Below are 10,496 nucleotides of genomic sequence, written 5' to 3' on the forward strand. Positions count from 1 at the left end.
TAGGCGACGCTTGACGGATCGCCGAAAGCGGTTCACCGAACACGGTGCGAGGTGCGGGGGATTCTAGTGAGGTTGCTTCCGATAGGGCTTCTGCTCGCGTGCCTCGTCGCCGGACCCAGTGCGGCGCAGCCTGCTGCTGCGGCCCAGCAGACGCCAACGGCCGCGCCGGCCCAGGCCGCCGGGCGCGGCCCGGACTTCAACGGCGCCATCCGGCCGATCTTCGTCAGCCGGTGCTCGGGCTGCCACGGGGCACAGCTGCAGCGCGGTGGCTTGCGGCTCGACGACCGGGAGGCCGCTTTCAAGGGCAGCGCCCACGGGCCCGTGATCGTGCCCGGCGACAGCTCCGGCAGCCGTCTCTTCCAGATGGTCGCCTCCAAGCGCATGCCGCTCGATAACGAGCTGAGCGTCCTGGAGCTGGGCGCGATCAAGGCCTGGATCGATGCCGGAGCCCGCTGGCCGGAGGACCGCGCCAAGACCATCACCGTAGACCCGCGCGTCGACGACTTCCGCCTGGCCGTCCGCAACCAGGACAAGGCGGCGATCGCCAAGGCGCTGGCTGACCCTACGCTCCTGAAGGCGCGCGGACGCGACGGCTCGACGTTGTTGCATCACGCTGTCGTCTTCGGCTCGCTGGGCGAGGTGCGGGCGCTTCTCGACAAGGGCGCCGACGCCAACGCCGCCAACCTGGACGGCGTCACGCCCCTGGTCTGGGGTGTGCGCGACTACGCCATTGCGGCCCTGCTGGTCGCGCGCGGTGCTAACGTGAACGCGGTGACGGACGGCGGCGCGACCCCGCTGATCGCCGCCGCAGGCGGCGCCCGCAGCGCCGGCGTCGTGCGCCTGCTCATAAGCCACGGGGCGAAGGCCACCGAGGTTCAGGGGCCGCGCCTGGGCGGCGCGGTCGGCGAGCCGGCGGACCTGGATACGCTCAAGGCCATCTTCCCGGCGGTGCTTCCCGCCAATGGGCTGGGCGCCGCAGAGGCCGCCGGCGGGGTGATCAGCGCCCGCTGCAGGGCGTGCCTCGACTATCTGATCGCGCAGGGCGCGCGGGGCGCCACCCTCAACGACGCGCTGGTGGAGGCGGCCAATGGGGCCGACGCCACCCTCGTGCAGCGGCTGCTGCAACTGGGCGCGACGCTGGACGGCAAAGGGCCGCAAGGCGCGACGGTGATGATCGCCGCGGCTGTCTCCGACCGCGACGCGGCCGAGAAGGTCCGGCTGCTGCTGGCCGCCGGCGCGGACGTCAATGCGCCGGACGCGCACGGGCGCACGCCGCTCACCTATGCTCGGATCGCCAATCCCCAGGTGGTCGAGACCCTGCTCGCCAAAGGAGCGAAGTGATGCGCCGTCTCGTCCTGCTCGCCATCGGCGCAGCCCTGCTGATCTCGCCATCCGCCGGGGCCGCGCCGGCCGGGCAGGACGCGCAGCGCTCGGAGATTCTGCGGGCTTCCATCAAGAAGTCGATCGGCCTGCTCGATCGGGCCCAGTTCAAGTTCGAGCGCCAGGCGACCTGCTCGTCCTGCCACAACCAGGTGGATCCCATGGTGGCGGCCAGCGCGCTTCGCGGGCACGGCGTTATGCTCAACCCGGTCGTCTATGACCACCAGCTCGCGGCCACCGTCGAGGTCCTGAAGCTGCGGCACAACTACATGCTGGGGCACGAGGTGGGAGGCGGCGCCGAAGTTGTCGTGGCCGCGATGTTGGCCGGCCTGGCGGAGGTAGGCTATGGCGCCGACCAGCAGACCGACGACGCAGTCGTCTACCTGCTGGCCAAGCAGGGCCAGAAGGGCGCCTGGAACGCTGTGGCTGTGCGAACGCCCAACGGCGAGAGCGCGTTCGACGTCACCGCCCGCGCGGTGCGCGCGGTTGACGCCTACGCGCCGCCGTCCCTACGCAAGGAGGCCGACGAGGCGATCGGGCGTGCGCGCACCTGGCTGCTGGCCACGCCGGCGGGTCCGGACAGCCTTTCGCGCGCCTTCCGGCTGCAAGGTCTGGTGTGGGCCAAGGCACCGCGCGGCAGCATCGCTGCCGCCGCCCGCGACGTAGCTTCCGCCCAGAACCAGGACGGCGGCTGGTCGCAGAAGCCGGGCCTGGCCAGCGACGCCTTCTCGACCGGCGAGGGTCTGATCGCCCTCCACCGCAGCGGCGTGAAGACCTCCGACCCGGTGTATCGCCGCGGGCTCGACTACCTGCTGAGAACCCAGGCGAGCGATGGCTCGTGGCATGTGACCGCCCACGCGTTGCCGATCCAGCCGCCGATCGACAGCGGCTTCCCCTACGGGCGGGACCAGTGGATCTCGTCCTGGGCGACGGCCTACGCCGTCACCGCCATGGGCTACGCGCTCTAGGCTCCGCGGACCGGACCCCTAGGATGGCAAGCGGACTCTCCGGAGGTTTCCTGCGGGGTCGTCGGCAGGCTTTGCCTCCCTGCCCGAACCTTGCCGTTGACGGGGGTTGGCAACCCGTTGGCTGAATGTCCCGAACCCGGAGCCATCCCAGCGGCAGCTCTTGGCGCAAGGCCGACTCCGTCAGCCCTCCCCGCACATTCTCCTGGCGGGACCTGTGGAAACGGCTAGCGTTCGCAGAACGGGGTTGGGGGACACCATGGCGGTCGCGGATACTGCGGTCGGGGCAAAGCCGGCACGGGCCGCGATGGGCGCGGCCGTCGTGCCGCTGCTCGGCCTCATGGTCTTCATCAATTATGTTGACCGGGGCAACTTCGGCACCGCCGCGCCGCTCATCAAGGACGAACTCCACCTCTCGGCCGGCAGAATCGGCGTTCTCACCTCGGCATTCTTCTGGAGTTACACGCCCTGCCAGCTGCTGGCGGGCTGGTTGACCGAACGTTTCAGCCCCTACCGCGTGCTGGCCGCCGGGTTGGCGTTGTGGGCGCTCGCCACCGCCGCCTCTGGCCTGGTCACGGGGTTCGCCGCGCTACTGGTGCTGCGGGTCGTGCTCGGCCTGGGCGAAAGCGCCGCCTTTCCCTGCTCCTCGAAGCTGATCGGCCAGCACCTGCCTCCGCACCAATTGGGCGCCGCCAACAGCATCATCCTGGTCGGCACCTCGCTCGGGCCCGCCTTCGGCGTTTTCGCCGGCGGGCTGATCATGAGCCGGGTCGGCTGGCGGCCCAGCTTTATCATGTTCGGGTTGGCGTCGCTGCTCTGGCTCGGGCCCTGGCTGATGGCCACCCGAGCCTCGCGCGTTGCAGCCGACGCGGCCAGGGCCGCCGATCCGCTGGCGCCGTCCTTCCTGGAGATCATCGGCCGGCGCGAGGCCTGGGGCGCGGGCCTCGGCCACTTCGCGCTGAACTACGCCTTCTACTTCGTGGTCAGCTGGCTGCCGCTCTACCTCGTCAAGGCGCGCGGCTTCAGCATGGCGCACATGGGCGTGCTCAGCGGCGAGATTTACCTGGTCTACGCGGCCAGCCTGATCGTTCTGGGCTGGGCGAACGACCGGCTGATCGCGGCCGGCCGTCCGGTGGAGCTGGTCCGCAAGGGCTTCATCGCGACCGGCTTTCTTATCGTCGCCGCCAGCTTCATGGTCACCTCGATGGCCGGGCCTACCATCGCCATCGCAGCCCTGTTCGTGGCGGGCTTCGGCTTCGGCTTCATTGGCCCCAGCAACTATGCGCTGGGCCAGACGCTGGCCGGGCCGCATGCGGCGGGCAAGTGGATGGGCTTCCAGAACGGGGTGGGTAACGTCGCCGGTATCGTCTGCCCCCTGATCACCGGCTGGATCGTTGACAAGACCGGCAGCTTCAGCTCGGCCTTCGTGGTCGCCGCGGGCATGGCGACCGTCGGCATCCTCTGCTGGTGCGTCATCGTGCGCCGCGTAGAGCCGCTGGTCTGGAAAGCTGCGTAGACCGTGAACCGTTCAGATGGAATCATCTGAACGGGCTGAATATTCGCGGTTGTTGCAGCTTGCGGAAGGGCCGGCGCTCGCCTGATCCACAACTCGCTTTCCGAACGGTCGAGGCATCGGGATCGGTCCGGGGCGCCGACGCGGTGGCGGGCCAACGACCGCAACGGGGTCGCCAGCGGGCTTTGGCTTCCCTCCCGAAACAGGAACTTCCGAACGGGGTAGAGGTCAGAGCCGGCAAGAATGAATGTCCGCATTCTGGTCGTGGCCGCAGGTCCGCTCGCGACCCCGTTGCTGACCTTGGCCGGGAGCGAGGCTCGCGGTTACGACCGCGGGCGGCCCATGCTACGCGAGTTGCAGGTTAAGCAGCTGGGGGACGCCACTTGAACCTTACCGACATCGCGACGGTCGCGAGCATCATCAGCAGCGCCGCCCTGACCATCTCGCTCATGTACGTGGCCATGCAGGTCCGGCAGGCCGAAAAGAACCAGCGCGGCCTGATGCAGCAGGGCCGCGCGGACCGCCTGACAATGGATCTGATGCACATTGCCGAGCCTCAGATGGCGTCGGTCTGGATCAGGGGCCTTCATGCGCCCGAGACACTCACGGGCGATGACCTCGAGCGTTATTTACTCATCTGCCGAGCGGCGTTTCTCAGCGGCGAAGACAGCTTCCTGCAGCACCAGGCGGGCCTCTTCGACGATGCGGCCTACCGCAGCTTCGTGGCGGGCGTGCGGGGCCAGCTGACCGGATCCAAGGGAATGCGCGCCGCCTGGCAAATGCATACGCACCAGTTCGGCGCCGAGTTCGCGGCGTTCATGAACGAGATGCTGGCGCAGACGACGCCGCAATCGGCTGGGCAGCGACTGCAGCAGTGGGCTTCGGCGTTGGAGGAGAAGCCCCTCGTGTGACGGGCGTCGCGAATACGGGCGCTGTCAGCGCGCGCCGTCACGACTTGCGCCAGGCGCAGAGGAGCGGGCCGGCCGGTTTCCGCTCCCCACACCCTCAGCCGACATCGCCAACGTCCGCCCTTCGACGACGAGCCCGAACGTCGCGTTGGCGGGCGCGTCTGCGGGGACAGCCTACGCGATCCCCAGAACGCGCGCGGCGTTGCCGTACATCCACTTGGCCCGGACCGCGTCGGTCAGGGGCAAGGCGTCGGTCTCGCGTACCAACTGCGCCAGGGGGATCATGCTGGTGCCCCAGCCGCTGCCGAAGATGATCTTGTCCTGCAGGACCCGGGTTCCGTAATAGACCAGCGCATCGTAGCCCGACCCGGGAGCCAGGAGCTGTTTCACCCGCCGACAGGCGATGTCGATGTAGAGGTTGGGGTGGCGCATAGCGATCGCCACCAAGTCGCCGATCCATGGCCATCCGCCTAGGCCGGCGACGATCCGCAGGGTCGGGAACCGGATCGCCAGCTCGTCCAGATATTTCGGGTGCGCATAGTCGTACGGCCGATCCGACAACAGGTGGACGCCGGCGGTAATCCGCACCGGGATGCCCACCTCCACGCACTTGGCTAGAAACGGGAAATAGACCGGATCGTTGATGTAGCGCTCCTCGCGATAGCACGAGATTTCGAAGCCTCGGCAGCTGAGTTCGCGCACGCCGTGCTCCAGTTTGGCGACGCCGGCCTCGCCCTCGTCGCCCCAGATGCGGAACCAGGGGATCAGGCGATCCGGATACTCCGCCGCGAACCTGGCCACATCCTCGTTGGCGGCGCGGCGTCCAGCGTTGCCGATGCAGGCGTGGGAGACCCCGGCCTCATCGAGCATCGCGATGATCTCGGCGTGGCTCATGGCGCGCTCCATGTCCTTTTCGCAGAGCTTCAGCGCCAGCCCGGTCAGGCCGATTGTCGCCTTCGCCTGATTGAACTCTTCCAGGCTCATGCCGATCTGCGCCGCCCAGCCCGGCGCCATCAGCTGCGCATAGCCCTCCTTGTCGAAACCGCGCCCGGACTTGATCAGCCGGATCGTGTCCTCCACAGCCTCCTTGGTCGGTGTGTCGCATTCGAAGTCGATGACGCTCATGGAAGTCCCTGCCCAGATTTCAGTTACTGAAGAATCCAACACGGTTCAGCGCAATGGGAACGCTTGCGAGGAACTTCGCGAAGCTTCGGTCCAGGGTCTCCTTTCCACACCCCGGCCAGACGGTCGCCAGGTCTGTTTTCCGGCTCGGAGCCAAGGTGAGCTTTCGACCCCCATAGCGGACCTTCGAGGTCAAGCGGGACTAGCCCGTAGTCTCCGCTGGTTGGCGTCCTCCCTCGGCGAGGGCGATCCCGTCCAGAAACAGCTGGAGTCCCGCTGGATTGAGGATGAACGATCGAGCGAACGCTTCGACGGGCTGGTGCGCCAGGCCGCGATAACGGTCGAGAGCCTCTCTCCCAGCGTCGGTCTGTCCCAGGTGGCCATAGCTCGCCGCCAGGAAGGCATAGCCTCGCGGGTGGTCCTTCTGCCGGACGAACTCCTTGGCGAGCGCGATGGCCTCGGCGAACCGTCCCTGCTGGAAACGCGCCCAGGCCATGAAGCCGATCTGGTTGGGCAGGTCCGGCCCGATCGGGTCCAACCGCATGGCGGTCTCCAGGTGGGCGACAGCCAGATCGGTCTCGCCGATCCTCACACGGACCAGGCCGCTCATGAACCAGACCGCCGAGCAGCCGGGGTTCAGGGCTATGGCCCGTTCGACCAGGCTGACCGCGGCGGCGTCGTCGTGCTCGAGGTGCGCCACGGCGAAGGCGGCATGGGCCAGCACGCTGGCGTCATCCGGCGCGGCGGCGACGGCCCGCCGCGCCATGTCGATGCCGCGCTGGCGGTTGAGATCGCGGTCTTTGGACCAGCCGTAGAGGTCGATGAGGTTGTGGCACACCGCGGCCAGGACCAGCGCCGAGCCATAGGCAGGGTCCAGCGTGACGGCGCGCTCGACGAAATCCAGCGCCTTCAGGGTCGCCGCCTCGGTATAGGCGCGGTGCAGCGGCCAGGCCTGCAGGTAGAGGTCGTAGCTGCCCATGTTCTCAGTGGGCCGGGCTGAAGCCCGCCGGGTCTCGGCCATCTGCACGGTCGGCTCGATCCGGCCCGCGACGCTGAGCGCCACGTGGTCCTGCAGGGCGAAGACGTCCTCGAGGGTGTCCTCGAACCGCTCCGCCCAAAGTTGCTCGCCGTTGACGCCGTCGACCAGCTTGACGGCGATGCGCACCCGGCCCCCCGCCTTGCGGACACTGCCCTCGAGCACGTAGCTAACGCCGAGACGGCGAGCGGCTTCCTGCGCCCCGACGCCGCCGCCCTTTAAGGACAGACTCGAGCCGCCGGCTATCACGAAGATCGACCGGATCCGCGACAGGGCGGTGGCGATTTCCTCGACCATGCCGTCGGCGAAATACTCCTGTTCCGGATCGCCCGAGAGGTTGGCGAAGGGCAGGACGGCGATAGAGGGTTTGCCGGGCAGGGGCAGCGCCAGCGGCAACGCGGGGTTCACGTCCGCAGGTGCCCCGTGAAGATCGGCGATGGCGGCGAGCACCTGTCGCCAGCCTGGGGTATCCGCGCCGCCGCGCCAGCCGGCCAGGTTGGCGCACTGGATCTGGTCGAACGGCATGGGCAGCGGAGACCGATCCAGGGTGAGTTGCACGAGCTTGCCCATGGCGCGGGCCCGGCTGGCTTCGGAACGCACCCACTCGGACTCAGCAGCGTCAGCCGACCACAGCACAAGGACCACCTTGGCTTCGGCCAACCGCTCCTCGATCACCTTGCCGAACGCCTGATGCGCGGCGATCTGGTCGTCGCGCCACACCACATGCCCCCGCGCCCGAAGGGCCTCCGCGATCGCGTGGGCCTCGGGTTCCGTCGAGCGCGCGTAGGAGATGAAGACATCCGGCATCCCTGCGCGGCTCCTCCTTGATCGGCCTACCCCCGACCGTAGCGACCGCGGACGGCCGTCGCCACGGGAAAGGTCGTCGCTCCAGGCGCGCTCGATCGGCCGCACGAGCCGGCTGAGCAGCAGCGGCAGGTCTGACGTCAGCTGTCGGGCGTGACGCCAACAACCGTTTTCGACCCCTAGAGGGCCTTCGGGCGCGTTCTATCCCGGCGGACGTGGGGCGAGGAATGACCGCACCGCGTCGTCAAATTCTATGGGCGCTTCCTGGGGGACCCCGTGAGATGCCGGAAACGAGGCGCGCTTCGCATGTCCTATGCAGCGGGCAAGTTCGTCGGTGACCGCGTGGAAGAAGCGGGGACTGCGCTCGCCATTGGTGATCAGGACCGGCACGGATATGCGCTTGGCCATTTCGCAAGTGTAGACGGGGCGCGGGCGGCTCGAGATGGCGTCGACCTGATGGGCGACGGCGTTGTCCATCAGCATGGCCTTTTGCTCGGCGCTGCGCTGCTCGAAGGCCCCCGGACCGCTCACGGCGTCGGTAAACAGCCTGACGCCTGCGGCCAGATCGCCGGCCTTGAACGCCTCCCGCGACGGCCCAAGCGATGTATTGAACGCGCGGCCGACCTCGCCCAGCGCTGGATCACTGGCGAGAAGCCCGGAGGCCGGCGGTTCGTTCACCACCAGGGTGCGCACCAACTCGGGATGTTGGTCGACGAAGAAGAGCGCGGCGTGCGCACCGGACGAATGGGCGACGAGGTTCACGGGACCAAGGCGCAGGGCTGCGATCAACGCCGCTAGGTCGTGAGCATGCAGGTCCGCGGCGGTGTCGGCCCATCCCTCGGCGCTGATGTCGTTCGGATAGTGGTTTCGGCGGCTGTAGGCGATCACATGGAAATGCTTGCCCAGGGCGGCCATGTGCGGAGCCCAGAAGCGATAGTCCTGCATGCCGCCATGGACCAGGACCAGCGGTTCGCCGCGTCCGGTCTCGACGTAGGCCAATCGACCTCTCTCGACCGCAACATACTTCACGGGCGGCGCGGCCGCAGCCGGCGCCACCGCCGCAAGCAACGCCATTACTCCGATCAGAATTGCCATCTTTGCGGCCACCCCCAAGCCAAGACCTTGTCCGTCATTGGGCTCCATTTAACAGGCTTGCGCAAAAGTCCGCGTTCGCCCGGCGTGCGCCGTTCATCAAACTCTAGGCTGACTCGCGACCGTCTCTGATCTCGACCTCGCCTTTGATGATGACGGGCGAGTTGAATGCCAGTTCGGCCATTCCAGCCACCGATCGAGGGCAGGTGGCGGCCTCCTCGCCGAACAGGTCGACCATCAGATCGGTGCCCAAAATCTAAGGAAACTAGCCAAGCTGATCCCGGCCCAGACGCCCGCCATGGCCACCTAAGGGGCTTGGGCCGCCGCAATCTCTTCGCCAAGCCTCCCGGCCCCACAATCCCGCGATCCCAACCGCCGAGTTTATCAACACAATCGACCCTGAGCGGAAGTTCAAGCCGCCAATCCGTCGGGGATCGGTCAGGGCTTGGAGAGCAGGTCTCCCTTGCCGGTGGCCATGTCCACCGGCACCGAGACGTGCTCGTGCACAATCTGCCAGTGGCCGCCGGTCTTGCGATAGACGTCGGTCACCCGGACGACCAGCTTCGGGTTCGCATTGCCCGGCGCGTCGATCGTCTGGGTCGAGTGGCTGTAGGCCATGTTCCCGTCCGTCGTAATGGCCAGGTCCGAGATCGAGAACTTGATCGGCCCCGGGAAGGCCTCCTTGAACAAGCCCTCCCAATCCTTCTTGTAGGCCTCCCAGCCCACGTATTCGCGCGGCGGCGCGACGTCGTACACGAAGAGGCCGTTGCGGGCGTAGACCGCCATGATCTTGCCGAGGTCCTTGGCGTTGAAGGCGGCCGTGAACCGCTTCTCCAGCGCCGCGATCTGGGCCTTGTCGCTGGGCCCCGCCTTGGCTGCATCCGAAGCGGCGGCGGGCGCCGTCGCGGGCTCGGCCGCAAAGGCGACGGGGGCAGCGCTGAGGGACAACGCCAGAGCGGCGCCGGCGAAGGTGGCATGTTGCATCGTAGGATCTCCCCAGATCGGCCGCGTGTATACCGGCCAGCCCCAATGTTACGCCTGCAACCGCCAACGTCCAATCCAGGCGCCCCGACGACCGAGACCGCTTAGCAACCGGCCCCCTTAGGCCGACGGCACCGACGTGCAATCTGATGTCCGAAAACCCTGAGCGGTTGTTGGCGACGGACGTTCGACGAGGCCGGTTGCGCAAGGGCGAGCGGTAGAGGCGCCGCCAGGAGGGACGCTAGTCGCCGAAGCTCGGCTCCTCAGGCTCGACGACCGCGGTGTCGCGCTCCCAACCCTCGTTCTCCAGGACCAGGACCTCAAAGGCGACCGCGTTGGCGTTGGCGTCCAGGTCCGGCACGGCCTGATAGCTTGAGGGCCAGCATCGAAATATCCGGTAGGCCTTCACCACTTGGCCAGCCTCGTTCAGCAGCTCAAGCTGCACATCCTTGCGGAAGTCGGCCAGCGAGACCTGACCTCCGGCGGAAAGGCCGTTGACCTTCTCAGCCCAGGCCTCGAAGGCGGGATCTTGGGTGAGCCCGCGCTCCAGGGTGATCGGCTCGTACTTCGTGAGCCCCGGCGACTTGTGCGACATGGACTGATCGCCGCCCTCGCGATGCTCCACCACCTGCGTCGTCCGCTTTAGGGCGCTCACCTTGGAGACGCCAGCCACCACCTCATTGTCCCACCGCAGG

The 10,496-nt window shown here is 67.8% G+C and carries 11 protein-coding genes; 5 read left to right on the plus strand and 6 right to left on the minus strand.

What is annotated here, in order from left to right; translation table 11 throughout:
• The first annotated feature begins 66 nt into the window (after positions 1 to 66).
• The 5 genes from VGI62_RS15365 (at position 67) to VGI62_RS15385 (ending at position 4,769) form a co-directional block, all read left to right on the plus strand.
• Entirely contained in the window at positions 67 to 1,341 is a 1,275-nt protein-coding gene (locus VGI62_RS15365; protein WP_331505387.1) for an ankyrin repeat domain-containing protein, read from the plus strand.
• Positions 1,341 to 2,348 (plus strand): prenyltransferase/squalene oxidase repeat-containing protein, encoded by a 1,008-nt coding sequence (locus VGI62_RS15370; protein ID WP_331505388.1) that lies wholly within the window; start codon positions 1,341 to 1,343, stop codon positions 2,346 to 2,348. The genes VGI62_RS15365 and VGI62_RS15370 overlap by 1 nt, the downstream gene beginning before the upstream one ends.
• A 256-nt stretch (positions 2,349 to 2,604) precedes the next feature.
• The gene (locus VGI62_RS15375) at positions 2,605 to 3,861 is read left to right on the plus strand and encodes an MFS transporter (RefSeq protein WP_331505389.1); all 1,257 of its coding nucleotides are present in this window, start codon (positions 2,605 to 2,607) and stop codon (positions 3,859 to 3,861) included.
• A 240-nt stretch (positions 3,862 to 4,101) separates the two neighbouring features.
• Complete coding sequence (locus VGI62_RS15380) at positions 4,102 to 4,245, plus strand: hypothetical protein (RefSeq protein WP_331505390.1); 144 nt, start codon at positions 4,102 to 4,104, stop codon at positions 4,243 to 4,245.
• Positions 4,242 to 4,769, plus strand: a complete 528-nt coding sequence (locus VGI62_RS15385; protein ID WP_331505391.1) for a hypothetical protein — start codon at positions 4,242 to 4,244, stop codon at positions 4,767 to 4,769. Before VGI62_RS15380 ends, VGI62_RS15385 begins: the two co-directional genes overlap by 4 nt.
• 171 nt (positions 4,770 to 4,940) lie before the next feature.
• Here VGI62_RS15385 and VGI62_RS15390 read toward each other — a convergent pair whose 3' ends face one another.
• The 6 genes from VGI62_RS15390 to VGI62_RS15415 all read right to left on the minus strand — a co-directional run.
• On the minus strand, positions 4,941 to 5,891 hold the full coding sequence (locus tag VGI62_RS15390; RefSeq protein ID WP_331505392.1) for an amidohydrolase family protein: 951 nt from the start codon (positions 5,889 to 5,891) through the stop codon (positions 4,941 to 4,943).
• 199 nt (positions 5,892 to 6,090) lie between these two features.
• On the minus strand, positions 6,091 to 7,731 hold the full coding sequence (locus tag VGI62_RS15395; RefSeq protein WP_331505393.1) for a TIR domain-containing protein: 1,641 nt from the start codon (positions 7,729 to 7,731) through the stop codon (positions 6,091 to 6,093).
• A gap of 198 nt (positions 7,732 to 7,929) precedes the next feature.
• Complete coding sequence (locus VGI62_RS15400; protein ID WP_331505394.1) at positions 7,930 to 8,823, minus strand: alpha/beta hydrolase; 894 nt, start codon at positions 8,821 to 8,823, stop codon at positions 7,930 to 7,932.
• A 103-nt stretch (positions 8,824 to 8,926) separates the two neighbouring features.
• Positions 8,927 to 9,058, minus strand: a complete 132-nt coding sequence (locus tag VGI62_RS15405) for a hypothetical protein (protein WP_331505396.1) — start codon at positions 9,056 to 9,058, stop codon at positions 8,927 to 8,929.
• A gap of 200 nt (positions 9,059 to 9,258) precedes the next feature.
• Positions 9,259 to 9,804 carry an SgcJ/EcaC family oxidoreductase gene (locus tag VGI62_RS15410; protein WP_331505397.1) on the minus strand — a complete coding sequence of 182 codons (546 nt, stop codon included), beginning with the start codon at positions 9,802 to 9,804 and terminating at the stop codon, positions 9,259 to 9,261.
• Positions 9,805 to 10,042: 238 nt separating this feature from the next.
• On the minus strand, positions 10,043 to 10,496 hold a 454-nt coding region (locus VGI62_RS15415; protein WP_331505398.1), incomplete at its 5' end, for a phage tail protein.

Origin of the sequence: Phenylobacterium sp., from assembly GCF_036495085.1 — a bacterium.
GTDB lineage: Bacteria > Pseudomonadota > Alphaproteobacteria > Caulobacterales > Caulobacteraceae > Phenylobacterium.

Excerpts from the sequence above, each read along its gene's own strand:
- VGI62_RS15405 (WP_331505396.1), bottom strand. The coding sequence starts at position 9,058 with ATGGTCGACCTGTTCGGCGAGGAGGCCGCCACCTGCCCTCGATCGGTG.
- VGI62_RS15400 (WP_331505394.1), bottom strand. The coding sequence starts at position 8,823 with ATGGCAATTCTGATCGGAGTAATGGCGTTGCTTGCGGCGGTGGCGCCG.
- VGI62_RS15390 (WP_331505392.1), bottom strand. The coding sequence starts at position 5,891 with ATGAGCGTCATCGACTTCGAATGCGACACACCGACCAAGGAGGCTGTG.
- VGI62_RS15410 (WP_331505397.1), bottom strand. The coding sequence starts at position 9,804 with ATGCAACATGCCACCTTCGCCGGCGCCGCTCTGGCGTTGTCCCTCAGC.
- VGI62_RS15375 (WP_331505389.1), top strand. The coding sequence starts at position 2,605 with ATGGCGGTCGCGGATACTGCGGTCGGGGCAAAGCCGGCACGGGCCGCG.
- VGI62_RS15380 (WP_331505390.1), top strand. The coding sequence starts at position 4,102 with ATGAATGTCCGCATTCTGGTCGTGGCCGCAGGTCCGCTCGCGACCCCG.
- VGI62_RS15395 (WP_331505393.1), bottom strand. The coding sequence starts at position 7,731 with ATGCCGGATGTCTTCATCTCCTACGCGCGCTCGACGGAACCCGAGGCC.
- VGI62_RS15370 (WP_331505388.1), top strand. The coding sequence starts at position 1,341 with ATGCGCCGTCTCGTCCTGCTCGCCATCGGCGCAGCCCTGCTGATCTCG.